Source organism: Denitratisoma sp. DHT3, from assembly GCF_007833355.1.
Classification (GTDB): Bacteria; Pseudomonadota; Gammaproteobacteria; order Burkholderiales; family Rhodocyclaceae; genus Denitratisoma.
This window is the reverse complement of sequence record NZ_CP020914.1, coordinates 1,682,398-1,706,762: the sequence shown is the minus strand read 5'-3', so window position 1 is coordinate 1,706,762 and position 24,365 is coordinate 1,682,398. Positions and strand designations below refer to the sequence as shown.

At 66.2% G+C, this 24,365-nt stretch carries 28 protein-coding genes and 1 tRNA gene; 26 read left to right on the top strand and 3 right to left on the bottom strand.

Features of this window, described 5'->3' with window-relative positions:
* Positions 1–6: 6 nt before the first annotated feature.
* Positions 7–771 carry a tetratricopeptide repeat protein gene (locus B9N43_RS07840; RefSeq protein ID WP_145841724.1) on the bottom strand — a complete coding sequence of 255 codons (765 nt, stop codon included), beginning with the start codon at positions 769–771 and terminating at the stop codon, positions 7–9.
* The gene (gene mshL / locus B9N43_RS07835; protein WP_145841723.1) at positions 756–2,495 is read right to left on the bottom strand and encodes a pilus (MSHA type) biogenesis protein MshL; all 1,740 of its coding nucleotides are present in this window, start codon (positions 2,493–2,495) and stop codon (positions 756–758) included. The genes B9N43_RS07840 and mshL overlap by 16 nt, the downstream gene beginning before the upstream one ends.
* A 348-nt stretch (positions 2,496–2,843) precedes the next feature.
* On the opposite strand from mshL, the gene B9N43_RS07830 reads away from it, so the two are divergent.
* From B9N43_RS07830 to B9N43_RS07705, 26 genes are all read left to right on the top strand, one after another.
* The gene (locus B9N43_RS07830) at positions 2,844–3,659 is read left to right on the top strand and encodes an ABC transporter ATP-binding protein (RefSeq protein WP_222428838.1); all 816 of its coding nucleotides are present in this window, start codon (positions 2,844–2,846) and stop codon (positions 3,657–3,659) included.
* 25 nt (positions 3,660–3,684) lie between these two features.
* The gene (mlaE, locus tag B9N43_RS07825; protein ID WP_409994733.1) at positions 3,685–4,446 is read left to right on the top strand and encodes a lipid asymmetry maintenance ABC transporter permease subunit MlaE; all 762 of its coding nucleotides are present in this window, start codon (positions 3,685–3,687) and stop codon (positions 4,444–4,446) included.
* Positions 4,447–4,914, top strand: coding sequence for an outer membrane lipid asymmetry maintenance protein MlaD (mlaD, locus tag B9N43_RS07820; protein WP_145841721.1), 468 nt, complete (start codon positions 4,447–4,449; stop codon positions 4,912–4,914).
* A gap of 20 nt (positions 4,915–4,934) precedes the next feature.
* Positions 4,935–5,642 (top strand): VacJ family lipoprotein, encoded by a 708-nt coding sequence (locus tag B9N43_RS07815; protein ID WP_261379423.1) that lies wholly within the window; start codon positions 4,935–4,937, stop codon positions 5,640–5,642.
* A gap of 17 nt (positions 5,643–5,659) precedes the next feature.
* Complete coding sequence (locus B9N43_RS07810) at positions 5,660–6,277, top strand: phospholipid-binding protein MlaC (RefSeq protein WP_222428837.1); 618 nt, start codon at positions 5,660–5,662, stop codon at positions 6,275–6,277.
* A complete protein-coding gene (locus B9N43_RS07805; RefSeq protein WP_145841719.1) occupies positions 6,274–6,555 on the top strand; it encodes a lipid asymmetry maintenance protein MlaB in 282 nt (93 codons plus the stop codon). Before B9N43_RS07810 ends, B9N43_RS07805 begins: the two co-directional genes overlap by 4 nt.
* Positions 6,556–6,595: 40 nt before the next feature.
* A complete protein-coding gene (locus B9N43_RS07800) occupies positions 6,596–7,507 on the top strand; it encodes an ABC transporter ATP-binding protein (protein ID WP_145841718.1) in 912 nt (303 codons plus the stop codon).
* A complete protein-coding gene (locus tag B9N43_RS07795) occupies positions 7,504–8,259 on the top strand; it encodes an ABC transporter permease (RefSeq protein ID WP_145841717.1) in 756 nt (251 codons plus the stop codon). The genes B9N43_RS07800 and B9N43_RS07795 overlap by 4 nt, the downstream gene beginning before the upstream one ends.
* A gap of 3 nt (positions 8,260–8,262) precedes the next feature.
* Positions 8,263–8,508: a BolA family protein gene (locus tag B9N43_RS07790; protein ID WP_145841716.1), complete on the top strand. Its 246-nt coding sequence runs from the start codon at positions 8,263–8,265 to the stop codon at positions 8,506–8,508.
* Positions 8,501–9,751: a UDP-N-acetylglucosamine 1-carboxyvinyltransferase gene (murA, locus tag B9N43_RS07785; protein WP_145841715.1), complete on the top strand. Its 1,251-nt coding sequence runs from the start codon at positions 8,501–8,503 to the stop codon at positions 9,749–9,751. The genes B9N43_RS07790 and murA overlap by 8 nt, the downstream gene beginning before the upstream one ends.
* 105 nt (positions 9,752–9,856) lie before the next feature.
* The gene (hisG, locus tag B9N43_RS07780) at positions 9,857–10,501 is read left to right on the top strand and encodes an ATP phosphoribosyltransferase (protein WP_145841714.1); all 645 of its coding nucleotides are present in this window, start codon (positions 9,857–9,859) and stop codon (positions 10,499–10,501) included.
* Positions 10,498–11,808, top strand: a complete 1,311-nt coding sequence (gene hisD, locus B9N43_RS07775) for a histidinol dehydrogenase (RefSeq protein ID WP_145841713.1) — start codon at positions 10,498–10,500, stop codon at positions 11,806–11,808. Before hisG ends, hisD begins: the two co-directional genes overlap by 4 nt.
* An 11-nt stretch (positions 11,809–11,819) precedes the next feature.
* A complete protein-coding gene (locus B9N43_RS07770) occupies positions 11,820–13,070 on the top strand; it encodes a sensor histidine kinase (RefSeq protein WP_145841712.1) in 1,251 nt (416 codons plus the stop codon).
* A 9-nt stretch (positions 13,071–13,079) separates the two neighbouring features.
* Complete coding sequence (locus tag B9N43_RS07765) at positions 13,080–13,721, top strand: response regulator transcription factor (RefSeq protein ID WP_145841711.1); 642 nt, start codon at positions 13,080–13,082, stop codon at positions 13,719–13,721.
* A 37-nt stretch (positions 13,722–13,758) separates the two neighbouring features.
* On the top strand, positions 13,759–15,549 hold the full coding sequence (locus B9N43_RS07760) for a GGDEF domain-containing protein (protein ID WP_145841710.1): 1,791 nt from the start codon (positions 13,759–13,761) through the stop codon (positions 15,547–15,549).
* A gap of 30 nt (positions 15,550–15,579) precedes the next feature.
* Positions 15,580–16,650, top strand: a complete 1,071-nt coding sequence (gene rfbB, locus B9N43_RS07755) for a dTDP-glucose 4,6-dehydratase (RefSeq protein ID WP_145841709.1) — start codon at positions 15,580–15,582, stop codon at positions 16,648–16,650.
* Positions 16,647–17,555: a glucose-1-phosphate thymidylyltransferase RfbA gene (gene rfbA, locus B9N43_RS07750; protein ID WP_261379422.1), complete on the top strand. Its 909-nt coding sequence runs from the start codon at positions 16,647–16,649 to the stop codon at positions 17,553–17,555. Before rfbB ends, rfbA begins: the two co-directional genes overlap by 4 nt.
* The gene (rfbC, locus tag B9N43_RS07745; RefSeq protein WP_145841708.1) at positions 17,555–18,097 is read left to right on the top strand and encodes a dTDP-4-dehydrorhamnose 3,5-epimerase; all 543 of its coding nucleotides are present in this window, start codon (positions 17,555–17,557) and stop codon (positions 18,095–18,097) included. The genes rfbA and rfbC overlap by 1 nt, the downstream gene beginning before the upstream one ends.
* On the top strand, positions 18,094–18,975 hold the full coding sequence (rfbD, locus tag B9N43_RS07740) for a dTDP-4-dehydrorhamnose reductase (protein WP_261379421.1): 882 nt from the start codon (positions 18,094–18,096) through the stop codon (positions 18,973–18,975). The genes rfbC and rfbD overlap by 4 nt, the downstream gene beginning before the upstream one ends.
* A gap of 12 nt (positions 18,976–18,987) precedes the next feature.
* Positions 18,988–19,063: transfer RNA gene (locus B9N43_RS07735), tRNA-Thr, on the top strand.
* 87 nt (positions 19,064–19,150) lie between these two features.
* Positions 19,151–20,323, top strand: coding sequence for an aspartate aminotransferase family protein (locus B9N43_RS07730; protein ID WP_145843490.1), 1,173 nt, complete (start codon positions 19,151–19,153; stop codon positions 20,321–20,323).
* 2 nt (positions 20,324–20,325) lie between these two features.
* Positions 20,326–21,243, top strand: coding sequence for an ornithine carbamoyltransferase (argF, locus tag B9N43_RS07725; RefSeq protein ID WP_145841707.1), 918 nt, complete (start codon positions 20,326–20,328; stop codon positions 21,241–21,243).
* A 25-nt stretch (positions 21,244–21,268) separates the two neighbouring features.
* On the top strand, positions 21,269–22,498 hold the full coding sequence (locus tag B9N43_RS07720) for an argininosuccinate synthase (protein WP_145841706.1): 1,230 nt from the start codon (positions 21,269–21,271) through the stop codon (positions 22,496–22,498).
* A gap of 41 nt (positions 22,499–22,539) precedes the next feature.
* On the top strand, positions 22,540–22,749 hold the full coding sequence (locus B9N43_RS07715) for a DUF2788 domain-containing protein (protein WP_145841705.1): 210 nt from the start codon (positions 22,540–22,542) through the stop codon (positions 22,747–22,749).
* Position 22,750: 1 nt separating this feature from the next.
* On the top strand, positions 22,751–23,065 hold the full coding sequence (locus B9N43_RS07710; protein ID WP_145841704.1) for a pyrimidine/purine nucleoside phosphorylase: 315 nt from the start codon (positions 22,751–22,753) through the stop codon (positions 23,063–23,065).
* 24 nt (positions 23,066–23,089) lie between these two features.
* Positions 23,090–23,584 (top strand): YajQ family cyclic di-GMP-binding protein, encoded by a 495-nt coding sequence (locus tag B9N43_RS07705; protein WP_145841703.1) that lies wholly within the window; start codon positions 23,090–23,092, stop codon positions 23,582–23,584.
* Positions 23,585–23,597: 13 nt separating this feature from the next.
* Here the strand turns inward: B9N43_RS07705 and B9N43_RS07700 are convergent, their stop codons facing one another.
* Entirely contained in the window at positions 23,598–24,302 is a 705-nt protein-coding gene (locus tag B9N43_RS07700) for a type 1 glutamine amidotransferase (protein WP_145841702.1), read from the bottom strand.
* Positions 24,303–24,365: the final 63 nt, after the last annotated feature.

Here is a 24,365-nt window from a genome sequence, read left to right as displayed (position 1 = left end):
TGCGGATCACGGTTGTAGTTGCTTGAGTCGCGCGCCCGCCCGGTCCCGGTCAAAGGCCACGGGGCCGCGATCGGCGGCGGCCAGGGCCTGTTGGTAATGCCGGGCGGCCATGTCGGACAAGTGCAGGTGATCCAGGCTGACGGCGAGGTTGTAGAGATAGTCGGGGTTGTCCGGCGCCTGGGCCACGGCCTTGAAATAGGCGTGCTGCGCTTCTTTCCAGCGCGCCTGGGCGGCCAGCAGGTTGCCCAGGCTGAAGAGCAGGGCGGGCGCCGCCTGCACCCGCGTCAGCAGGGCATTGATGCGCCGCTCGGCTTCCGCGGGGTCGGCCGGGCTTTGCAGGCCGGCCAGCATGCCGAGGGCGAAGGCGTCGCGCGGGTCTGCGTCCAATGCCCGCTGGAAAAACGTCTCGGCGACACCGGGCCGCCCCAGGCGCAGATTGAGCACCGCCATGCCGTGCAGGGCGTCCTCGTTCCAAGGGTCGTTGTCCAGCACTTTTTCGTAGGCGGCCTGGGCGGCGGCAAGGTCGCCGCGTTGGAATGCCGCATGCGCCTCGGCCTGCGCCGGGTCGATGGCGGGCCGGAGCGGCTTGACCTGGATCGATCGGTCCGGTGCCGGCCGTCGCTGCGGCCCCGGCGCCGCCGAGAGAAAGCCGGAGGGCTGCGCCGTCTCTTCGGCGATTTCTGCGCCCGAGGTGGATGGGGCGCTGCCCATGGCGAGCAGCAGCGGTAGCGGTAGCAGCGAAAATCGCCGGCGGGTCATCGTTGTGCCCATGGGGAGACCCGCCTGTCGGCGTTGCCGACCGGATCGCCCAGAAAGTCCGGTCCCGGCAGGCTCGGGCGGTAGTCGCGGAAATCCCCCGCCAGGCTGGGGACGCGCAGCACGATGGGACGCAGAAAGATCACCAGCTCCGTCTTGGCGCGGGATTCGTTGCGTTGCCTGAACAGGGCGCCCAGCAGCGGAGTCTCGCTCAAACCCGGGACGGTGTCGGTCGAGTTGTCGATGACATCCTGCATCAGTCCGCCCATCACGGCGATCTCCCCATCGCGCAGGCGCAGGATGGACTCCATTTCCCGGGTTTCGATTTCCGGCACGACATTGGGGATGCCGGCCGGGAGATTCGGGTTGGGATCCCGTTTCCCCGGCCCCTTCTGGCGCGAGATGCTGGGGTGGACATTCAGTAGCACGTCGCCGCTGGCGCCGATTTGCGGCGTGATGGACAGCACCAGGCCGACGGAGACGGATTTGGGGGTCGTGGTGAAGGTGGTCTGGGCCGGACCGTTGTTGCTGGTGGTCGTGTCCGCCTTCACTTCGAAATAGACGATGTTGTTGACCACCTTGAGCAGGGCGGTCTGGTTGTTGAGGACGCTGAGCTTGGGCGAGGACAGCACCCGGACGTCGCCGAATGCCTCCAGCAGGGACAGCGTGGCGGAGATGCCCAGTCCGGGGGCCACGTAGTCGAGGACGAAGGAGCGGCCGTCGCTTTGGGCCGGATTGTTAAGCAGACTGCCCGTGGCGCCGTCGTTGCGCTGCGCCTGCCCGAGGGAGAAACCCGCGGTGTGCGTCCCGTTCCGGGCGCTGCGCAGGCTCTGCCAGTTGATGCCCTGCTGGTGCCGATGGTCGAGCTGAACCTCGGCGATGGTCATTTCGATCAGCACCTGGCGCTGGGCGCGGGCCATCACCTGATCCAGGAAGTCCTGGATGACTTCGTGCTGGCGGGACGTGGCCCGCACCGCGACGACCCCGCTTTCCGGGTTCGCGATGACCGATGCGGCTTCGCGGAAGGTGGCGCGCCTGACCACGGTCGAGGCGGATTCCTCCATGCTGGCCGCGTTTGGACTGGCGGCCAGCGAGGCGGTACCGCCGTTGCCCCCGGCGTGGCTGCCAGCATGACCTTTGCGGCCGGCGGCCGCCGACGGGGTGCCGGTACCGGTGGTGGATTGCTGGTCGGAGCGCTCGATGGTCGTTTCGTGGGAGCCTTCGGGCAGCAATTTGTCGGTCTCCCGCAGGATGTCCTTGATGTTTCTTTCCAGGGAGGACCAGAAGTGGTTCTTCGCCGTGTGTTCCACCCGGGTGATCGAGGCGTTGCCGGGCGCGGGGGGCGTCGCGCCGATCTGGGGGCCGGCCGAGGCGATCTGCGTGCTGACGCCGGTGGTGCCGGACGCCTCCCGGGACATGTTGACGTAATCGACCTTGTAGATCTTCAGGTGGGGCGTGTCGGGCATGATCGTCAGGTTCGGCCCGGCCAGCTCCCAGCGCATGTCGACCTGCCGGGCGATGCGGGCCAGCAATTGCGGCAGGGTCTGGTCGATGGCGTTGAGGGTCACCGTGCCGTTGATGCCCGGATGGATATCCACGTTGAGCCGTGCATCCCGTGCCAGGGCGAAGAGCAGGTCGTGGGCCTTGACGTCGTGGACGACCACGCCGTAGGTCTCCCGCCTTGCGGTGGGGCGTGGATCGGGCAGACTGGCGCTGTAATTCACCGTGGGCGGGATCATGGCAACGTCGGAGGCCGGGGGCGCTTCCTCGTGCAGGTGAGTCGCTGGCGATGGCCGTGTCGGAGCATTGCCGCAAGCGGCTGCAAGCAATGCGCCCATGGCCGTGACAATGATCCGAAACAGGCGGTTGTTCATGAATGCCGATTCATGTTGATTGAATATTACGGATACTATAATGCGACGTTGGCATATTTCAAAGGCATTTTTTCGGGTCGACCGGGACGCTGTTCGGCAATGGCCGGCTTCCTTCTCGCAAGGCGCATTGCCGGATGGCCGGGATCGTCGCGGAGACTCTGATAAAATCCCCCGACTTCAAAAGAGAGCCCCAAGCAGAGAGCCCCCAAAGCCGTGTCTTCCGCCCCCCTGGTCAGTCTGCGCAACGTCAACTTCGCCTACGGTCGCCGCCCCATCCTCACGGGAATCAACATGGAGATTCCCCGAGGCCGGGTCGTGGCCATCATGGGCATCAGCGGCGGCGGCAAAACCACCACGCTGCGTCTGATCGGCGGCCAGGTGCGGGCCACCAGCGGCGAGGTTCTGGTGGCCGGGAATCGGATGAACGATCTCGACGACCGGCAGCTCTACGCACTGCGCCGGCGCATGGGGATGCTGTTCCAGTTCGGCGCGCTGTTCACCGACATGTCCGTGTATGACAACGTGGCTTTCCCGATGCGGGAGCACACCGACCTGCCCGAAAGCGCGATCCGCGACCTGGTGATGCTCAAGCTCAATGCCGTGGGACTGCGCGGCGTGCATCGCATGACGCCGTCCGAGCTGTCGGGCGGCATGGCGCGGCGGGTGGCGTTGGCGCGGGCCATCGCGCTGGACCCGATGCTGATCATGTACGACGAGCCGTTCGCCGGTCTCGATCCGATCTCCCTGTCCATCGTCGGTCAACTGATCCGCACCTTGAACGACGCCCTGGGCGCCAGTTCCATCGTGGTCACCCACGACGTGCAGGAGTCTTTGAAGATCGTCGATTACGTCTACTTCGTTGCGGAAGGCAAAGTCGTGGCCGAGGGGACGCCGGACGAGATCCGGAATTCCACCGCGCCCTACGTGCATCAGTTCATCTGGGGCGAGACGGACGGACCGGTGCCGTTCCACTACCCGTCCCGTTCCTATCGGGAGCAGATATTGCGGGAGACTGCGCGTGTTCAATGACAAGTTCGGCGACAAGGTTCGCTGGCTGGGCAGTACGCTGACCAATCGCCTGTGGCGCCTGGGCTTCGCCAGTCGCTTCCTGCTCGCGACCCTGATGCATTCCGGAACCGCGGTGCGGCGTTTCGGGCTGACCATCCGGGAAATCTATTTCACCGGCGTGCTGTCCCTGATCATCATCCTGGTGTCCGGGCTGTTCGTCGGCATGGTGCTGGGGCTGCAAGGCTACGATACCTTGCAGCGCTTCGGTTCGGCTTCCGCCCTGGGCACCCTGGTGGCCCTGACCCTGGTGCGGGAACTGGGGCCGGTGGTGGGGGCGCTGTTGTTCGCCAGTCGGGCGGGGTCCGCGATCACGGCCGAGATCGGCCTGATGAAGGCGACGGAGCAACTGTCGGCGATGGAAATGATGGCGGTCGATCCCATCGCCCGGGTCGTGGCGCCGCGCTTCTGGGCCGGCGTGATCTCGATGCCGCTGCTGGCGGCGCTGTTCTCGGCGATGGGCATCTTCGGCGGCTACCTGATCGGCGTGCAGATGATCGGCGTGGACGAGGGGATCTTCTGGTCGCAGATGCAGGCCTCGGTGGATTTCCGCGAGGACATCGTCAATGGCGTCATCAAGAGCGTGGTGTTCGGCGTCATCGTGACCTGGATCGCCGTGTTCGAGGGCTACGACGCCGAGCCGACCGCCGAAGGGGTTTCCGGTGCCACCACGCGCACCGTCGTCACATCGTCGCTGGCCATTCTCGCCGCCGACTTCATCCTTACCGCATTCATGTTCCGGGGTGCCTAAATGAATAAAACCGTGCTCGACCTGTGGGTCGGATTCTTCGTCGCCATCGGCCTGGTGGCCCTGGTGTTCCTGGCGCTCAAGGTGGGGAACCTGAGCTCGGCGGAGTCGGGGGAAACCTATCTGCTCCAGGCCAAGTTTGATAACATCGGCGCCCTGAAGGTCCGGGCCCCGGTGAAAAGCGCCGGCGTCGTGGTGGGGCGGGTTTCCGACATCAAGTTCGACCCGGAGAACTACGTGGCCGTGGTGTCCCTGCAAGTGGATCGCCGTTACATGTTCCCCCGCGACACCTTCGCCACCATCAATACGCAGGGCCTGTTGGGCGAGCAGTACGTCGGCTTCGATGTCGGGGACGATCCCGAGATGCTCAAGGCCGGCGACACGATCAAGAAAACGCAGTCCGCGGTGGTGCTGGAAAAACTGATCAGCCAGTTCCTGTTCAGCAAGGCGGCGGAAGAACCCGCCAAGTAGCGACGAGGAAAGAGTTCGACGTGAATAACCAAATCTGGATGCGGCTCTCGGCCGCCCTGACCCTGGCCTTCGTCCTGGGCGGTTGCGCCACGTCGGGCAATCCCAAGGACCCGATCGAGGGCTTCAATCGCGCCATGTTCGCTTTCAACGATGGACTGGACAAGGCGGTGATCAAGCCCGTGGCCCAGGGCTACGAGGCGGCGTTGCCGCAGACCGCGCGCAACGGAGTCGCCAATTTCTTCGGCAACATCGCCGACGCCTTCATCGGCGTGAACAACGTGCTCCAGGGCAAGATGCCCGAGGCGATCAACGACTTCGGCCGGGTCATGGTCAATACCACCATCGGCGTGCTGGGCTTCATGGACATCGCCACCGATCTGGGCGTGGAAAAGCATGACGAGGACTTCGGTCAGACCTTCGGCCGCTGGGGCGTGGGCAGCGGCGCCTACGTGGTGTTGCCCGTGTTCGGGCCGCGCACGGTGCGCGACACGGTGGGCCTGGTGGCCGACATCCATGTCGATCCGGTGGGCAACGTCGGTGACGTACCGGCGCGCAATACCCTGCTGGCGACGCGCCTGATCAGCGACCGGACGGCGCTGCTGCCGGCCGACAAGGTGATCGAGGAAGCCGCGCTGGACAAATACTCTTACATTCGGGACGGCTATCTGCAGCGCCGGCGCAGCCTAATATATGACGGTGCGCCGCCCCGGATCGACGATGAAGAATGACTGAAAAGGGAAAAATCATGAAGTGGCTGTTGGGTTTGTTTGCAGGGATGTTGATCGCCGGTTCGGTGCTGGCCGATGAGGTGGCCCCGGATGCGCTGGTGCGTGACGTCACCACCGAGGTGCTCGATATCCTGCGCAAGGACAAGGATATCCAGAGCGGCAACACCAGGAAGGCCATCGAGCTGGTCGAGAACAAGGTGCTGCCCTACTTCAATTTCCAGCGCATGACCGCCCAGGCGGTGGGCAAGTCCTGGCGTCAGGCCACGCCGGCGCAGCAGAAGGCCCTGACCGATGAATTCAAGACCCTGCTGGTGCGCACCTATTCCAATGCGCTGACGGCCTACAAGACCCAGACGGTGGACTTCAAGCCGCTGAGGGCGGCGCCGGCGGACACCGAGGTGACCGTGCGCACCGAGATCAAGCAGGCGGGCAGCAAACCGATCACCCTCAACTACGTGCTGGAAAAGACCGGCGGCAACTGGATGGTGGTGGATATGGTGATCGCCGACATCAGCCAGGTGATCAGCTATCGCGACCAGTTCCGGCAGGAGGTGGCGACGGGCGGCCTGGACGGCCTGATCAAGTCCCTGGAAGCCAAGAACAAGTCCGCCGAGGCGTCGGTCGCGAAAAAATGATACGCGAGGCAGGTGACCGTCTGGCGGTCGAAGGCGCCATGACCCTGCCCCAGGCTTCCGCGCTGCTGGCGGCGGGGGCCGGGGCGATGGCGAAGGATCCGGCGGTGTTCGATCTGGCGGCGGTGTCGGAGGTGGACTCCTCGGCGATCGCCGTGGTGTTCGCCTGGATGCGCGAGGCCGAGCGGCAGGGAAAGCGTTTCCAGATCGTCAATCCGCCCCGGGACATGCTGAGCCTCGCCGCCGTCTATGGCGTGAGCGATCTGCTGCCGCTGGCCTGAGCGGCGGCGGTTTCCATTCCTGGCGCCCCCTGGCGATCCAATGGCCTCCGCGATCCTGATCCGTGGACTGACCAAGCGCTACGGGTCCCTCCAGGCGCTGGACGGCGTTGACCTGGAGGTCGCCGAAGGCGAGTTCTTCGGCCTGCTGGGTCCCAACGGCGCCGGCAAGACCACCCTGATCTCGGCCTTGGCGGGCCTGGTGCGTCCCGATGCCGGCCGGCTCGAAGTGCTGGGCAAGGATGTCCAGACCCGGTATCGCGAAGCGCGCCGCCTGCTCGGCGTGGTGCCGCAGGAACTGGTGTTCGATCCGTTTTTCACGGTGCGCGAGACCTTGCGCATCCAGTCCGGCTATTTCGGCATCCGCCACAACGACGACTGGATCGACGAGATCCTGTTCAGCCTCGACCTCGCCGGCAAGGCCGACGTTTCGACCCGGGCGCTGTCCGGCGGCATGAAACGTCGCGTGCTGGTGGCACAGGCCCTGGTGCACCGGCCGCCGGTGATCGTCCTCGACGAACCCACGGCGGGCGTCGACGTGGAATTGCGGCAGACCCTGTGGCGTTTCATCCAGCGCCTCAACCGGGAAGGCCACACCATCGTGCTGACCACCCATTACCTGGAAGAGGCCGAGAGCTTCTGTGGCCGCATCGCCATGCTCAAGGCCGGACGGGTGGTGGCGCTGGACACCACGGCCAATCTGCTGCGCCGCTTTTCCCAGCACAGCCTGCGCCTGCGTCTGCGCGAGGGCGACGAATTGCCGGCACAGATCGCCGCCGGCGCCACCGCGCGCGGCGGGCAGTGGGTGCTGTCCTTCGAGCGCTTCGACGAGGTCGAGGCGGTGATGGCGGCGGTGCGCGCCGCCGGCTGCGTGATCGAGGACATGGAAATGGGCAAGCCGGACCTGGAGGAAGTCTTCGTCAGACTGATGGGCCAGGAGGCGATGAGCCTGTGACCGCCTTTCTCACCCTGCTCAAAAAGGAGCTGCTGCGCTTCTGGAAGGTGGGCTTCCAGACGCTGGGCGCGCCGGTGATCACGGCGATGCTCTATCTGCTGATCTTCTCCCACGTCCTGGAAGCGCACGTGCGGGTCTACGGCAGCCTGCGCTACACCGCCTTCCTGGTGCCCGGCCTGGTGATGATGTCGATCCTGCAGAACGCCTTCGCCAATGCCTCGTCGTCGCTGATCCAGTCCAAGGTGATGGGCAGCATCGTCTTCATCCTGCTGCCGCCGATTTCCTATGGCGCCTTCTTCGCCGCCTATGTCATCGCCGCCACCCTGCGCGGGATGATGGTCGGCGTCGGCGTGCTGCTGGTGACCCTCTGGTTCACTCCGTTGCAGTTCGCCAACCCGCTCTGGATCATCGCCTTCGCCCTGCTGGGGGGCGCGCTGCTCGGTACCCTGGGTCTCCTGGCGGGCCTGTGGGCCGACAAGTTCGACCAGTTGGCGGCCTTCCAGAATTTTCTGATCATGCCGCTCACCTTCCTCTCGGGCGTGTTCTATTCCATCCATTCCCTGCCGCCTTTCTGGCAGGCCATCTCCCATTACAATCCGGTGTTCTACCTGATCGACGGCTTTCGCCACGGCTTCTTCGGGCTTTCCGACGTCTCGCCCTGGCAAAGCCTGGCCGTGGCCTTGGCCAGCCTGGCGCTGACGACGGCCATTTCCCTGGAACTGCTGCGACGCGGCTACAAACTGAGAAACTGAACCATGCTCGACCCCAAGCAAATCGAAACCTGGATCGCTGCCGGCCTGCCTTGCCAGCACCTGCGTGTGGATGGCGACGGCTTTCATTTCGAGGCCGTCATCGTCAGCGCCGAATTCGCCGGAATGAATCGAATCAAACGCCAGCAGCACGTCTATCGGACCATCAAGGACCGCCTCGACTCGGGCGAGCTTCATGCCTTGTCCATGCAGACCCTGACGCCGGAAGAGTGGGAGTCGCTGGGTGGATAAGCTGCTGATCGAGGGGGGCGTCGCCCTCTCCGGCGAGGTGGCGATGTCCGGCGCCAAGAACGCCGCGCTGCCGCTGCTGTGCGCCGCCCTGCTGACGAAGGAGCCGGTGACCTTCACCAACGTGCCGGCGCTGAACGACATCGACACCATGCTGCGTCTCCTGGCCCAGATGGGCGTGGCCGTGGAGCGGGACGCGGACCGGGTCATCCTGGACGCCGGCGGTCTCTCCAATCCGGTGGCGCCCTACGAGCTGGTGAAGACCATGCGCGCCTCGATCCTGGTGCTGGGGCCCCTGGTGGCGCGCCTGGGAGAGGCACGGGTGTCGCTGCCCGGCGGCTGCGCGATCGGCGCCCGGCCGGTGGATCAGCACATCAAGGGGCTCCAGACGATGGGCGCGGAAGTCGGCGTCGAGCACGGCTACGTCCATGCCCGCGGCACCCGGCTCAAGGGTGCCCGCCTGTTCACCGACATGGTGACGGTGACCGGCACCGAGAACCTGATGATGGCGGCCTGCCTGGCCGCCGGCGAGACGGTGATCGAAAACGCCGCGCGCGAGCCGGAAGTGGTGGACCTGGCCAATTGCCTGGTGGCGATGGGGGCCCGCATTTCCGGCGCCGGCACCGACGTGATCCGCATCCAGGGCGTGGAGCGCCTGCAGGGGGTGACCCACCGCATCATGCCGGACCGGATCGAGACCGGCACCTATCTCTGCGCGGCCGCCGCCACCGGCGGCGAGGTGCGGCTGACCGGCACCTCCGGCGCCTATCTCGATGCCGTGATCGACAAGCTGATGGACGCCGGCTGCGAGATCGCCTGCCAGCGCGACGCGATCCATCTCAAGGCGCCGCGGCGCCTGTCCGCGGTATCCATCCGCACCGCGCCCTATCCGGCCTTTCCCACCGACATGCAGGCCCAGTTCATGGCCATCAACACCGTGGCCCAGGGTACGGCGGTGATCCGCGAGACCATTTTCGAGAACCGCTTCATGCACGCGGTGGAACTGATCCGTCTCGGCGCCGACATCCGCATCGACGGCAATACCGCGGTGGTGACCGGCATGGAGGCGCTGGAGGGCGCCACCGTGATGGCCACCGACCTGCGCGCCTCGGCGGGCCTGGTGATCGCCGGCCTGGTGGCGCGCGGCGAAACCCTGATCGAGCGCATCTACCATCTGGACCGGGGCTACGAAGGGCTGGAGCAGAAGCTCGCGGCCCTGGGCGCCCGGGTGCGGCGGGTACGCTAAGCAAGTAGAATCAAAACCCGTCGGTCGCTGAGAGCACAGGGGAAAGCCGCTGCCTTGTCCCCGGCTTCCTCCGCGCTTTCCCTGTTCCGTGGCTAAAGGTTATTCATGACCGGAATCACCATCGCCCTTTCCAAGGGCCGCATCTTCGACGAGACCCTGCCCCTGCTGGCGGCGGCGGGCATTGTCCCGGCCGAGAATCCCGAGAAATCCCGCAAGCTGATCATCGGCACCAACCGGCCCGACGTGCGCGTGGTGATCGTGCGGGCTTCCGACGTGCCGACCTATGTCCAGTACGGCGCCGCCGACTTGGGCATCGCCGGCAAGGACGTGCTGATCGAGCACGGCGGCGCCGGCCTGTACCAGCCGCTGGACCTGAACATCGCCAAGTGCCGGATGTGCGTGGCGGTGCCCGCCGGTTTCGACTATGCCTCGGCGGTGCGGCAGGGCGCGCGCCTGAAGGTGGCGACCAAGTATCTTGAAACGGCGCGGGTCCATTTCGCCGCCAAGGGCGTCCATGTGGACCTGATCAAGCTCTACGGCTCGATGGAGCTGGCGCCCCTGGTGGGCCTGGCCGACGCCATCGTGGACCTGGTGTCCAGCGGCAGCACCCTCAAGGCCAACAACTTGGCGGAAGTGGAGGAGATCATGGCCATTTCCTCGCGTCTGGTGGTCAACCAGGCCGCGCTCAAGGTCAAGCGCGAACTCTTGCAGCCGGTGATCGAGAGTTTCGCACAAGCGATTCCGACATGAGCGCCGTGGCGAAACCGCGGCGCCTGAGCAGCCGCGATCCCGAATTCCTCTCGACGCTGGACGGCCTCCTGGCCTTCGACGATTCCACCGACGAGGCCATCGAGCGCACGGTGGCGGAGATCCTGATGCAGGTGCGTACCCTGGGCGACGGGGCGGTGCTGGAGTACACCCGCCGGTTCGACCGTCTGCCGGCGACCGCCATGGTGGAGCTGGAATTGCGGCCGGCCGAGCTTGCCGCCGCGTTCGCCGCCCTGGCTTCGGCGCAACAGCAGGCGCTGGAGACCGCCGCCTACCGGATCCGCGTCTATCACGAGCGGCAGAAGGCCGATTCCTGGGAGTACACCGAGGCCGACGGCACCCGCCTGGGGCAGAAGGTGACGCCGCTGGACCGGGTCGGGCTGTACGTGCCGGGAGGCAAGGCGTCCTATCCCTCCTCGGTGCTGATGAACGCGATTCCGGCCAAGGTGGCCGGCGTCGGCGAGCTGATCATGGTGGTGCCGACGCCGGGTGGGGAACGCAACCCGCTGGTGCTCGCGGCCGCCCATCTGGCCGGCGTGGACCGGGTGTTCACCATCGGCGGCGCCCAGGCCGTGGCCGCGCTGGCCTACGGTACCCAGACCATTCCCCAGGTGGACAAGATCGTCGGCCCCGGCAACGCCTACGTGGCCGCCGCCAAGCGCCGCGTCTTCGGCACGGTGGGCATCGACATGGTGGCCGGCCCCTCCGAAGTGCTGATCATCGCCGATGGCAGCAGCGACCCGGACTGGGTCGCGATGGATCTGTTCGCTCAGGCCGAGCACGACGAGATGGCCCAGTCGATCCTGCTCTGCCCCGATGCCGCCTACATCGAGCGGGTCGTGGCCAGCATCGACCGGTTGCTGCCGGAGATGCCGCGCCGGGAAGTGATCGCCGCCTCCCTCTCCGGGCGCGGCGCGCTGATCCAGGTGACCGACCTGGACGAGGCCTGCGTGATCGCCAACCGCATCGCGCCGGAACACCTGGAACTGGCGGTGGCCGACCCGCGCCCGCTGGTGGCTCGGATACGCCATGCCGGCGCGATCTTCATCGGCCCCTACACCTCCGAGTCCCTCGGCGACTACTGCGCCGGGCCCGACCATGTGCTGCCCACCTCACGCAGCGCACGCTTTTCCAGCCCGCTTGGGGTCTATGACTTCCAGAAGCGCACCAGCCTGATCGAGGTCTCGGCCGCCGGCGCCCGCGGCCTGGGGCCCGTCGCCTCGGTGATGGCGCGCGGCGAGGGGCTGATCGCCCATGCCCGGGCGGCCGAACTGCGGATGGAGAAGTAAGCCTTCCGCCCATGGCCATCCTCCCCTCGGTTTCGGGCGCGAGCCCGCAGCGGTCGCGGCCGGCGCGCGAAGAGGGAGGACCGCGACATCTCCCCGGGCATCAGGAAGGACTCCTGGATGCCTCCGGCCTGGATCACCAGGCCGCCCTGGAGATGCTCAGGGAGAGCGAGGACCGCTTTCGCGTCCTGGCCGGCAATCTGCCCGGGATGGTGTTCCAGTTGGCGCGCGCCGCGGATGGCGCCCTGCGCTTCCTCTATGTCAGCGAGGGCGGGCAGAAGCTCCTGGGGGTGAAACCCCACGAGGTGCTCGGCTCCTTCCTGAATTTCCTCGACGCCATCGACTCCGCCGAGCGCTCCTCGCTGCTGCAGGCGATCGACGCCTCGGCGCGGGGGCTGACGCTGCTCAACTGGGAGGGGCGCACCAGGGGCCGCGGCCAGCCGCGCCAGAAGTGGATCAACCTGCGCTCCTCGCCGCGCCTGCAGGACGACGGCAGCATCCACTGGCACGGCATCGCCACGGACATTTCCCGCAGCAAGGAGGCCGAGGCGGCGCTGCGGCGCTCCCGCGAGCAATTGGCCGAATTGTCTTCCTACCTCGAGGCCGCCAAGGAGGACGAGCGGGAGCGCATCGCCCGCGACATCCACGATGAACTGGGCAGTCTGCTGGTGGCGATCAAGATCGAGGTTGCCTTGCTGTCGGCCAAGCTGCCGGCCGTGTCGCAGCCGCTGAAGAGCAAGGCGCAGGCCATCGAGGGGCTGCTGGACCAGGCGATGGGAACCGCGAGCCGCGTGGCGCGGGAGCTGCGGCCCGGCATTCTCAAGGAATTCGGCCTCCAGGCGGCGATCGAGTGCCAGGCCGAGGATTTCACGCAACGCACCGGCATCGCCTGTCGCGTGCAGTGCCTCGGCGATGTCGTGGAACTGGGGGAGGCCGTTTCCCTGGCGCTGTTTCGCGTGTCGCAGGAAGCGTTGACCAATGTCGCCAAGCACGCCCATGCCTCCCTGGTGGCGGTGCGCCTGGAGCGGGAGGGCGACCACATCCTGCTGGAAGTGCGCGACAATGGCAGAGGGATTTCCGAGGATGACATGGGGAAGCCGCGATCCTTCGGCCTGCGCGGCATCCGCGAGCGGTGCCGGAGCCTGGCCGGGGAGTTGCGCATCGAGGCGGGCGAGCAGGGCGGCACCCATCTCTTCCTGCGGCTGCCCCTGAATGGACAGGCGCCGCTTCCGGCCGAGGAAGAGCGCCAGAAGAACCTTTTTTGAATTGCTCCGATGGCCGACAAAATCCATGTGCTGATCGCCGACGACCATGCCATTGTGCGGCAGGGCCTGCGGCAGATTCTTTCCGAGACCGAGGACATGGTGGTGGCCGGCGAGGCCGCCGACGGCGCCGATGCGCTGCGCCTGGCCCGGCAACAGAGCTGGGACGTCTTCCTGCTGGACGTGACGATGCCCAACCGCAACGGCATCGATACCCTGAAGCAACTGAAAAAGGAGTTCCCCCGCCTGCCGGTGCTGATCCTCAGCATGCACCCGGAGGAGCAATACGCGGTGCGGGCGATCAAGTCCGGCGCGGCGGGCTATCTGACCAAGCAGAGCGCGCCGGAGCTGCTGGTCACCGCGATTCGCCAGGTGGCGGCCGGCAAGCGTTTCATCAGTCCCAGCCTGGCGGAGCAGTTGGCCAATGCGTTGGCCGACGACGGCGACAAGCTGCCCCACGAGCGGATTTCGGATCGGGAGTATCAGGTGCTGTCCCGCATCGCGGCGGGCAAGACCCTGACCCAGATCGCCGAGGAGTTGAATCTGAGCGTCAAGACCGTCAGCGAATACCGTAAGCGCCTGCTGGAAAAAATGCGCCTGGAAACCACGGCGGAGCTGATCCGCTATGGGCTTGAGCACGGGCTAGTACAATGAAACGGATGTAGTCAGGACTCGCTATCCCAGGTCAAAGATGCCCGAATTCACCCAACCGTCGGAAATCGCGCGCGAAGTGCTGCGGCGCCTCGCGCAGCGGCGCATCCCGCCCACACCCGACAACTACCTCACGCTCTATCACGAAATCGCCGGTGTCCAGGCTGACGATGCCTTCCCCGAGCGCTCCTTGAAGACGCTGGTGGCGGGGTTGCCGCGCAACACGCCGGAGCAGCTGAAAACGGTGCGGCAACTGGAAGGCGCGGTTGCCGGCCGTCAGTGGAGCGCCCTGTCGGCCGCGCTGAAGGAATTGCTGTCCAAGTCGGAGGCGCCCCTGCCCGATTGGGCGGGAATGATCCGCGACCTCCTGCTCCAGATGGAAACGCCATCGGCCGGGCTCACGGTCGCCAAGAAGCGGGAGGCCCTGGAGCACGTGCTGTCCTCCTCCGGAACGCCTGAACTTCTGTCACAGCGCCTGGGCTCCCTGCTCCGCAACTGGTCCCAGAGCCTGGCGGCCGAGGGGCTGCGGATGGTCGATGGTGTGGCGCCGGCACCGTCTTCGACGGCGGTCGTTGCGCCGTCGGCCGCTCCGGCCGCGGCCGCCGCGGGGGCGAAGCGACCGCCGGGTCCGCTGAACCCGGAGTTGCGCGAGCTGGTCGGCCAGTTGCTGGAGAACGGCGTCGCCACCCTGGTATCGGATGATCCCGATCTCGGCGCCGAGGCCCTGGGGCTGGCCGCCGCGGTGCGGGCGGCGGCGAGTGTGGATGATCTGGGCGTCGTGAACGGCCGGCTGAAGAAATTCACGTACCGTTTGCAGTTCGTCGCCGAGGATCAGACGGAAATGCGCGGCGCCTTGCTGCATGTGCTGCAGTTGCTGGTGGAGAACATTTCCGAATTGGTGATGGATGACCAGTGGCTCCAGGGCCAGATCGCCCTGGTGGCGGAACTGGTGCGCGAGCCTCCCAGCCTGCGACGCTTGGACGACGTGGAGCGCAAGCTCAAGGACCTGATCTTCAAGCAGGGCGCGCTGAAAAAGAGTCTGAGCGATGCCCAGGACCGGCTCAAGTCGATGCTGGCCAGTTTCGTCGACCATCTGGCCGATTTCAGCAACAGCACCGGCGACTATCACGACAAGATCGAGCGCTGCGCGGAAAAGATCAGCCGCGCCGGGGGCATCGCCGAATTGACCGACGTACTGGGCGAGGTCATGCGCGAGACCCGGGAGATCCAGTATTCGACCCTGCGTTCCCGCACCGAGTTGTCGGAAATGCGCCAGCGCGTCCAGGAGGCGGAAAGGGAAATCTCCCGTCTTCAGGAGGAACTGGCCGAGACCAGCGAGATGGTGCGCCACGACGCGCTGACGGGGGCGCTCAACCGGCGCGGCATGGACGAGGCGCTGGAGCGCGAAGTGGCGCGCGTGCGGCGTCACAGGGGGTTGCTGTGCATCGCCTTGCTGGACGTGGACAACTTCAAGCGCATCAACGACAGCCTCGGGCACGAGGTGGGCGATGCCGCCCTGGTGCATCTGGCCCATGTGGTCAAGGAGGCCATCCGTCCCCAGGACACGCTGGCCCGCTATGGCGGCGAGGAATTCGTGATTCTTCTGCCGGATACCTCGCTGGAGGACAGCGTCAGCGCGATGACACGGGTGCAGCGGGAACTGACCCGGAAATTCTTCCTCCACAAGAACGAGAAGCTCCTGATCACGTTCAGTTGCGGCGTCGCCGAACTGGAGGCTGACGAGGCGCCCGCCGACAGCATGCAACGTGCCGACGCCGCGATGTACCTGGCCAAGCGCAGCGGCAAGAATCGGGTGGTGGCCGCCAATTAGGAACGCAAGTCGTCAATCGGTCAGGAAATCATGCGAACACTGTTCATCACCGGCGGCGCCGGATTCATCGGCTCCGCCCTGGTCCGGCTGTTGCTGGCGGAGAGCGACTGGCGCGTCGTCAATATCGACAAGCTGACCTATGCCGGGAACCTGGAGTCCCTCGCCGCCGTGGCGGACAGCGAGCGCCACCTGTTCGTGCAGGCGGACGTCGCCGACCGGGCGGCGATGGACGAACTGTTCGCCCGGCACCGGCCGCAGGGCGTGATCCACCTGGCGGCCGAGTCCCATGTGGATCGCTCCATCCTGGGGCCGGCGGAGTTCGTCCAGACCAACATCGTCGGCACCTATGTGCTGCTGGAGGCGGTGCGGGCCTACTGGTCGGGGTTGGCGGAGGATGAACGCAGCCGCTTCCGCTTTCATCACGTATCCACCGACGAGGTGTTCGGCAGTCTGGGACCGCAAGGGCTGTTCTCGGAAACCACGGCCTACGATCCCCGCTCGCCGTACTCTTCGTCCAAGGCGGCTGCCGACCACTTGGTGCGCGCCTGGTACCACACCTACGGCCTGCCGGTGGTGGTGACCAACTGTTCCAACAATTACGGTCCCTATCAATTTCCGGAGAAACTGATCCCGTTGATGGTGCTCAATGCCCTGGCCGGCAAGCCCCTGCCGATCTACGGCCGGGGCGACAACGTGCGCGACTGGCTCTACGTGGACGACCATGCCCGGGCCCTGCGTCTGGCCTTCGAGCGCGGGCAGGCCGGCGCCACCTATTGCATCGGCGGCAACGCCGAGCGTACCAACCTGGAAGTGGTGGACCGGCTCTGCGCGCTGCTCGACGAATTGCGCCCGCGGGGCGAGGGGCGCCGCTATGGCGAACTGAAGACTTTCGTGACCGACCGGCCGGGGCACGACCGGCGCTATGCGATCGACGCCGGCCACATCCGCCGCGAACTGGGTTGGGCGCCGCAGGAAAGCTTCGACAGCGGGCTGCGCAAGACCGTGGCCTGGTATCTGGAAAATTCCCAGTGGGTGGCGCACGTCCAGAGCGGCGAATACCGCCAGTGGGTACGGCAGAACTATTCCGAAAGACGAGCATGACTTCACGCATGAAGCCGCCGCCGACGCCACGCAAAGGCATCATCCTGGCGGGCGGCGCGGGCACGCGCCTGCATCCGGCGACCCTGTCGATTTCCAAGCAGTTGTTGCCGGTCTATGACAAGCCGATGATCTACTATCCGCTGAGCACCCTGATGCTGGCGGGGATACGGGACATCCTGCTGATCTCCACGCCGCAGGACACGCCGCGCTTTTCCCAGTTGCTGGGCGACGGCGGCCAATGGGGGCTGAACCTGAGCTATGCCGTGCAGCCGGCCCCCGAGGGGCTGGCCCAGGCCTTCATCATCGGCCGGGAGTTCCTCGCCGGCGGCCCGTCCGCCCTGGTGCTGGGGGACAACATCTTCTACGGCCACGAATTCGCGCATCAGTTGCGCATTGCCCACGATCGCGAGCAGGGCGCCACGGTATTCGCCTACCCGGTGCATGATCCGGAACGCTACGGCGTGGTCGAGTTCGACGCCCAGCGCCACGCGGTGAGCATCGAGGAAAAGCCGGCCCGGCCCAAGTCGCGCTACGCGGTGACCGGGCTGTACTTCTACGACGGCCAGGTGGTGGATGTCGCCGCCGCCCTGAAGCCCTCGCCGCGCGGGGAGCTGGAGATCACCGACGTCAACCGCTGGTATCTGGAGCAGTCCCGGCTCCATGTGGAGATCATGGGGCGCGGCCTGGCCTGGCTGGACACCGGCACCCACGATTCCCTGCTGGAGGCGGCGCATTACATCGCCACGCTGGAAAAGCGCCAGGGCCTGAAGGTGGCCAGCCCCGAGGAGATCGCCTGGCGGCAGGGCTGGATCGACGACGCGGGCCTGGAAGCCCTGGCGCAGCCGCTGGCCAAGAGCGGCTACGGCGATTATCTGCTGGGCCTTTTGCGCGACAGGGTGTTCTGATGCGCTTGATCGAAACCGATCTGCCCGGCGTCGTGCTGATCGAGCCCAAGGTGTTCGGCGACGACCGCGGCTTCTTCTTCGAAAGCTGGAACCGGCGCACCCTGGCCGTGCTGGGGCTGGACCTGGAATTCGTCCAGGACAACCATTCGCGTTCCGCCCGCAACGTGCTGCGCGGCCTGCATTACCAGCTCCAGCATGCCCAGGGCAAGCTGGTGCGGGTGGTGCAGGGCGAGGTGTTCGACGTCGCCGTGGACCTGCGCCGCTCCTCGCCCCACTTCGGCCGCTGGACCGGTTTCACCCTCTCGGCGCAAAACAAGCGCATGGCCTGGATTCCGCCCGGTTTCGCCCACGGCTTCTGCGTCACTTCCGAGTACGCCGAGTTCCTCTACAAGACCACCGACTACTGGCATCCGGAGCACGAGCGCAGCCTGCGCTGGGACGACCCGCAACTGGCGATTCCCTGGCCGCTGACCGGGGCGCCGGTCCTGGCCGCCAAGGATCAGGCGGGAGTGCTCCTGGCCGACGCCGAGGCGTATCCGTGACCACTCCGCTGTCCAGGGCACAAAAAATCCTGCTGACCGGCGCCAACGGCCAGGTCGGCTGGGAACTGGCGCGGACCCTGGCGCCGCTGGGCGAGGTGCATGTCTTGGGGCGCAGCCAACTCGACCTGTTGCGGCCGGACGGCATCCGTGACGTCATGGCGCGCCTGCGGCCGGACATCGTGGTCAATGCCGCCGCCTACACGGCGGTGGACCAGGCCGAAGCCGAGCCCGCGCTGGCGTTCGCCGTCAATGCGGAGGCGCCCGGCGTCCTCGCCGACGAGGCCCGCCGCCTGGGCGCGCTGCTGGTGCACTATTCCACCGACTACGTGTTCGACGGCAGCAAGGCCGAGCCCTACCGCGAGGATGACGTTCCCAATCCGCAGAACGTCTATGGCCGCAGCAAGCTGGCCGGCGAAGCGGCGATCCGGGGCAGCGGCTGCCGCCACCTGATTTTTCGGATCAGCTGGATCTACGGCCTGCGCGGCGGCAACTTCCTTCTGACCATGCTGCGCCTGGCCCGGGAGCGGACGGAACTGAAGGTGGTGATGGACCAGATCGGCGCACCCACCTGGTGCCGCCTGGTGGCCGAGACCACCGCCGCCGCGCTGGCGCGGGAGCAGCCGCCCGAGGGCCTCTACCACATGGCCGGCGCCGAGACCGTCTCCTGGGCCGGCTTCGCCCGCGAGATCTTCCGCCTGACCGGGGCCGCTGTCGCCGTCCGCGACATCCCCTCCAGCGAGTATCCGCTGTCGGCGCCGCGGCCGCTGAACTCCCGTCTTTGCAGCGGGCGCCTGCTGGCCGACACGGGCCTGGCCTTGCCCTCCTGGCGGCACGGACTGGCGCTCTGCCTGGCAGACCGGATGGCGGATGTCGTGTAAAATCTCGCGCTTGCCCTTGTAGCTCAGCTGGTAGAGCAACGGTTTTGTAAACCGAAGGTCGGCGGTTCGAGTCCGTCCGGGGGCACCAGTGAGCACGGCGGCACAGGCCGCCGTGTGCTTTTGGAGTTGCCGCTTTTGCGGTAAGCGCATGCCCCGCAAGGGCGTGGAGATTTCCATGTCGCACCTGATGAATACCTATGCCCGCCTGCCTGTGGCCTTCACCCACGGTCAGGGTTGCCGCCTGTTCGACGAGCAGGGCAAGTCCTACCTCGACGCCCTGTCGGGGATCGCCGTGAATACGCTGGGGCACAACCATCCGCGCCTGGTGAAGGCCTTGAGCGAGCAGGTGGGGCGCTTGATCCACACCTCCAACCTCTACCGCGTGCGGGAGCAGGAAGCGCTGTCCGACCGTCTGGCGGCGATCTCCGGCATGGACGAGGTGTTCTTCTGCAATTCCGGCTGCGAGGCCAACGAGGCGGCGATCAAGCTGGCCCGGCTCTACGGCCACCAGCAGGGAGTCGACGCGCCCGCCATCGTGGTGATGGAGCAGGCCTTTCACGGCCGCACCCTGGCGACCCTGTCGGCCACCGGCAGCCGCAAGGTCCAGGCCGGGTTCGAGCCGCTGGTGTCCGGTTTCGTGCGGGTACCGTTCGACGATCTGGCCGCCATCGAGCAGGTGGCGGCGCACAATCCCAACGTGGTGGCGGTGCTGTTCGAGCCGATCCAGGGCGAGGGCGGCATCAACGTCGCCCATGTCGAATACATGCAGGCATTGCGCCGCGTCTGCGACCAGAGAAACTGGCTGCTGATGATGGACGAGGTGCAGTGCGGCATCGGCCGCACCGGCGTCTGGTTCGCCCACCAGCGCGCCGGGATCAAACCCGACGTGATGACCCTGGCCAAGGGGCTGGGCGGCGGCGTGCCCATCGGCGCCTGCCTGGCCGCCGGCCGGGCGGCCGGCGTGTTCAAGCCGGGCAACCACGGCTCCACCTTCGGCGGCAATCCGCTGGCGTGCACGGCCGCCCTGACCACCCTGGCGGTGATCGAGGAGGACGACCTGATGGCCCGTGCCGGCCACTTGGGGGCGCTCATCCGCGGTGGACTGCAAAGCGCTCTGGCGGGCGTCGAGGGCGTCGTCGAGGTACGCGGCGACGGCCTGATGATCGGCGTCGGGCTGGACCGTCCCTGCGGCGCCCTGGTGCAGCAGGCGCTGGATGCCGGCCTGGTGATCAACGTGACCGCCGACAAGGTGGTGCGTTTGCTGCCGGCGCTGGTATTTACCGACGAGGAGGCCGCCGAGCTGGTGAGCCGCCTGTCGGCCCTGATCCGCGATTTCCTGGAGGTCTGACCATGACGGCGCCCCGGCACTTTCTCCAGTTCAAGGATTTCAGTCGGGAAGAGTTCGACTACCTGTTCGAACGCACCCGCTGGATCAAGCAGCAGTTCAAGTCCTATCACCAGTACTGGCCCTTGATCGATCGCACGCTGGTGATGATCTTCGAGAAGGCCAGCACCCGCACCCGGCTGTCCTTCGAGGCGGGAATGCAGCAGCTGGGCGGCTCGGCGATCTACCTCAACACCCGCGACTCCCAACTGGGGCGCGGCGAGCCGGTGGAGGACGCGGCCCAGGTGATCTCCCGCATGAGCGACATCGTGATGATCCGCACCTTCGAGCAGGACATCATCGAGCGTTTTGCCGGCCACTCCCGCGTGCCGGTGATCAACGGCCTGACCAACGAATACCACCCCTGCCAGATCCTGGCCGACATCTACACCTTCATCGAGCACCGTGGCCCGATCCAGGGCAAGACCGTGGCCTGGATCGGCGATTCCAACAATGTCTGCAACACCTGGCTGCAAGCGGCCGAGGTCTTCGACTTCAACGTGCATGTCTCCACGCCGCCGGGCTACGAGGTCGAGGCCGAACGCGCCGGGCTCTACGGCACCAGCCACTTCGAGCAGTTCGCCGACCCGATGGACGCGGCGCAGGGCGCCGATCTGGTGACCACCGACGTGTGGACCTCGATGGGTTTCGAGGCCGAGAACGAGGAGCGGCTGCGCGATTTCGCCGACTGGCAGGTGGATGTCGACATGATGCGCGTGGCGCGGCCCGATGCGGTGTTCATGCATTGCCTGCCCGCCCATCGCGGCGAGGAAGTGTCGGCCGAGGTGATCGACGGGCCGCAGAGCGTGGTATGGGACGAGGCCGAGAACCGCCTGCACACGCAGAAGGCCCTGATGGAATTCCTGCTCCTGGGCAGGGTGTGAGACTGATATCGATAACGGATACAACATGAGCGACGTCAAGAAAGCAGTGCTCGCCTATTCGGGCGGCCTGGATACCTCGGTGATCCTGAAGTGGCTGCAGGACACCTATCAGTGCGAAGTGGTGACCTTCACCGCCGACCTGGGCCAGGGCGAGGAACTGGAACCGGCCCGCACCAAGGCGCTGAAGTTCGGCATCAAGCCGGAGAACATCTTCATCGACGATCTGCGCGAGGAGTTCGTGCGCGACTTCGTCTTCCCCATGTTCCGCGCCAACACCATCTATGAAGGCGAATACCTGCTGGGCACCTCCATCGCCCGGCCGCTGATCGCCAAACGCCTGATCGAGATCACCAACCTGACCGGCGCCGACGCGATTTCCCACGGCGCCACCGGCAAGGGCAACGACCAGGTGCGCTTCGAGCTGGGCGCCTATGCGCTGAAACCCGGCATCAAGATCATCGCGCCGTGGCGCGAATGGGACTTGCTGTCCCGCGAGAAGCTGCTCGCCTATGCCGAAGCCCACGGCATCCCCGTGGAGATGAAGCACAAGCAGGGCGGCTCGCCCTACTCGATGGACGCCAACCTGCTGCACATCTCCTACGAGGGCCGTCACCTGGAAAACCCCGCCGCCGAGGCCGAAGAGGACATGTGGCGCTGGACCGTCTCACCCGAGAAGGCGCCGGACGCGGCCGAGTATCTCGACCTGGAATTCGAACAGGGCAACCTGGTCGCCATCAACGGCCAGCGCATGGCCGCCCATGAACTGCTGGCGACCCTGAACCAGTTGGGCGGCAAGCACGGCATCGGCCGCCTGGACCTGGTGGAGAACCGCTACGTCGGCATGAAATCGCGCGGCTGCTACGAAACCCCGGGCGGCACCATCCTCCTGCGCGCCCACCGCGCGATCGAGTCCATCACCCTGGACCGCGAAGTCGCGCACCTGAAAGACGACCTGATGCCCCGCTACGCCAGCCTGATCTACAACGGCTACTGGTGGAGCCCCGAGCGCCGCGCCCTGCAGGTGCTGATCGACCATACCCAGCAGACCGTCAACGGCTGGGTGCGCCTGAAGCTCTACAAGGGCAACGTGATCGTGGTCGGCCGCGACTCCAGGACCGATTCCCTGTTCGACCCCACCATCGCCACCTTCGAGGACGACGCCGGGGCCTACGACCAGAAGGACGCCGGCGGTTTCATCAAGCTCAACGCGTTGCGCATGCGCATCGCCGCCAACCTGGCGGGTCGCAAGAAGTAAGCGGCGCGCAATCCTGCAATCCAAGAGAGCGACGGACAACGATGTTCGGCTTCACCGAGGAACAGGTCAGCCAGTTCGGCATGACGGTCGTCCTGGGCGGCTTCATGCTCTACATGCTGTTCATCATCGGCGAGCTGGCCTACAAGTCCAAGGCGGGCAAGACCGGCACCTTCGTACTGTTCTTCGTTCTCGCCTTCGGCATGGTCGGCTTCGTCGCCAAGTTCATCATCGAAAAAATGTGGGGGATCTGATATGTCTCAGTTCGACAACGTTTCCGTGGTCAAGCAGGCCAATGTGTATTTCGACGGCAAGTGCGTCAGCCACACCGTCCAGTTCGCCGACGGCACCAGGAAGAGCGTCGGCGTGGTGCTGCCCTCGGCCCTGACCTTCAACACCGGGGCGCCCGAGATCATGGAAACCGTGGCCGGTTCGGTGCGCTATCGCCTCAAGGGCGAGACCGAATGGAAGGTCTGCCCCGCCGGCGAGCGTTTTTCCATCCCCGGCAATTCCAGTTTCGACATCGAGGTGGCGGGCGAGCCCTACCACTACGTCTGCCACTTCGGCTGATCGCGCGTTCCCGGAGAACAGGACATGCCTTCCTTCGACATCACCTCCGAAGCCGACATGGTGGCCCTGAAGAACGCCGTGGACGTGGCGGGGCGGCAGATCGGCAATCGCTACGACTTCAAGGGTACTTCGGCCAAGGCGGAACTGAACGAGAAGGACAAGACGATCACCCTCCACGGCGATTCCGAATTCCAGCTCGGCCAGATCAAGGACATCCTGTTTCCCGAGATGGAGAAGAAGGAGCGCGAAAGCACCAAGCGCCTGGACGTGGGGCCGGTGCAGTCCGTCTCCGGCAACAAGGCCAAGCAGGAGCTGAAGATCAAGGTGGGCATCGAGACCGAGCTGGCGAAGCAGATCGTCAAGCTGATCAAGGACAGCAAGCTCAAGGTCCAGGCCAGCATCCAGGGCGACGCGGTGCGGGTCAGCGGCGCCAAGCGCGACCTCCTGCAGGAGACCATCGCCCTGGTGCGCAAGTCGATCACCGACTTCCCGCTCCAGTACGGCAACTTCCGCGACTGAGACGGAGCGCCGCTCAGGCCTTCAAACCGGCGATCCAGCGGCCGTAGAGCCGGTCGGCCGCGTCCCGCATGGCGGCGATGCGGGCGCCCGCTTCACGGCACATTTCCTCGGGCGTTTGCACCGAAGGGCCGGGCGCCGCGTTTTCCGCTTTCCAGAACCGGCTCCAGGCGTGGATCATGGCTTCGGTCATTTCCACGTGGCACTGCATGCCCAGATGCGGGCCGATGACGAAGGCCTGGTTGACGCAATGGGCGTTGCCCAGCAACCGGGTGGCGCCGGGTGGGAGGCTGAAGGTCTCGCCGTGCCAATGGAAGGCCTCGAAGGCCGTCATGTCGCCCAGCCACTCCGCCGCCAGGGGGCCGCTCGCGTCGACGCGGCCCCAACCCAGTTCCTTCACCGGATTGCGGCCGACGCTGCCGCCCAGCGCCTTGGCCAGCAACTGTCCGCCCAGGCAGTGGCCGATCACCGGAATGTCCCGCGCGGCGGCGGCGCGGATCAGGTCGAAGGCCGGCGGCAGCCAGGGCAGATCGTCATTGACGCTCATCGGGCCGCCCATGAAGCACAGGCCGGAAAAGTCATCGGTCCGCGTCGGGATGGCCGACCCGGCGTCGATGGCGATCAGCGTATGGGGAATCCGGTGGGCATCGAGGAATGTGGCAAAATAGCCAGCCCCTTCCGCCGGGTGGTGACGGAAGATCGCAACAGGCTTGGTTTTCATTTCAGTATTGCCTTTCCCCATGCAGCGACAAAGCTCCGATTCTAGCGTCCGCGAATTCTGCGG

Bases quoted from the DNA above. Each gene is read 5' to 3' on its own strand.
- B9N43_RS07840 (WP_145841724.1), bottom strand. From the start codon at position 771: ATGGGCACAACGATGACCCGCCGGCGATTTTCGCTGCTACCGCTACCG.
- mshL (WP_145841723.1), bottom strand. From the start codon at position 2,495: ATGATCCCGCCCACGGTGAATTACAGCGCCAGTCTGCCCGATCCACGC.
- mlaD (WP_145841721.1), top strand. From the start codon at position 4,447: ATGAATAAAACCGTGCTCGACCTGTGGGTCGGATTCTTCGTCGCCATC.
- B9N43_RS07810 (WP_222428837.1), top strand. From the start codon at position 5,660: ATGAAGTGGCTGTTGGGTTTGTTTGCAGGGATGTTGATCGCCGGTTCG.
- B9N43_RS07805 (WP_145841719.1), top strand. From the start codon at position 6,274: ATGATACGCGAGGCAGGTGACCGTCTGGCGGTCGAAGGCGCCATGACC.
- B9N43_RS07800 (WP_145841718.1), top strand. From the start codon at position 6,596: ATGGCCTCCGCGATCCTGATCCGTGGACTGACCAAGCGCTACGGGTCC.
- B9N43_RS07790 (WP_145841716.1), top strand. From the start codon at position 8,263: ATGCTCGACCCCAAGCAAATCGAAACCTGGATCGCTGCCGGCCTGCCT.
- hisG (WP_145841714.1), top strand. From the start codon at position 9,857: ATGACCGGAATCACCATCGCCCTTTCCAAGGGCCGCATCTTCGACGAG.
- hisD (WP_145841713.1), top strand. From the start codon at position 10,498: ATGAGCGCCGTGGCGAAACCGCGGCGCCTGAGCAGCCGCGATCCCGAA.
- B9N43_RS07770 (WP_145841712.1), top strand. From the start codon at position 11,820: ATGGCCATCCTCCCCTCGGTTTCGGGCGCGAGCCCGCAGCGGTCGCGG.
- B9N43_RS07765 (WP_145841711.1), top strand. From the start codon at position 13,080: ATGGCCGACAAAATCCATGTGCTGATCGCCGACGACCATGCCATTGTG.
- B9N43_RS07760 (WP_145841710.1), top strand. From the start codon at position 13,759: ATGCCCGAATTCACCCAACCGTCGGAAATCGCGCGCGAAGTGCTGCGG.
- rfbB (WP_145841709.1), top strand. From the start codon at position 15,580: ATGCGAACACTGTTCATCACCGGCGGCGCCGGATTCATCGGCTCCGCC.
- rfbA (WP_261379422.1), top strand. From the start codon at position 16,647: ATGACTTCACGCATGAAGCCGCCGCCGACGCCACGCAAAGGCATCATC.
- rfbC (WP_145841708.1), top strand. From the start codon at position 17,555: ATGCGCTTGATCGAAACCGATCTGCCCGGCGTCGTGCTGATCGAGCCC.
- B9N43_RS07730 (WP_145843490.1), top strand. From the start codon at position 19,151: ATGTCGCACCTGATGAATACCTATGCCCGCCTGCCTGTGGCCTTCACC.
- argF (WP_145841707.1), top strand. From the start codon at position 20,326: ATGACGGCGCCCCGGCACTTTCTCCAGTTCAAGGATTTCAGTCGGGAA.
- B9N43_RS07720 (WP_145841706.1), top strand. From the start codon at position 21,269: ATGAGCGACGTCAAGAAAGCAGTGCTCGCCTATTCGGGCGGCCTGGAT.
- B9N43_RS07715 (WP_145841705.1), top strand. From the start codon at position 22,540: ATGTTCGGCTTCACCGAGGAACAGGTCAGCCAGTTCGGCATGACGGTC.
- B9N43_RS07710 (WP_145841704.1), top strand. From the start codon at position 22,751: ATGTCTCAGTTCGACAACGTTTCCGTGGTCAAGCAGGCCAATGTGTAT.
- B9N43_RS07705 (WP_145841703.1), top strand. From the start codon at position 23,090: ATGCCTTCCTTCGACATCACCTCCGAAGCCGACATGGTGGCCCTGAAG.
- B9N43_RS07700 (WP_145841702.1), bottom strand. From the start codon at position 24,302: ATGAAAACCAAGCCTGTTGCGATCTTCCGTCACCACCCGGCGGAAGGG.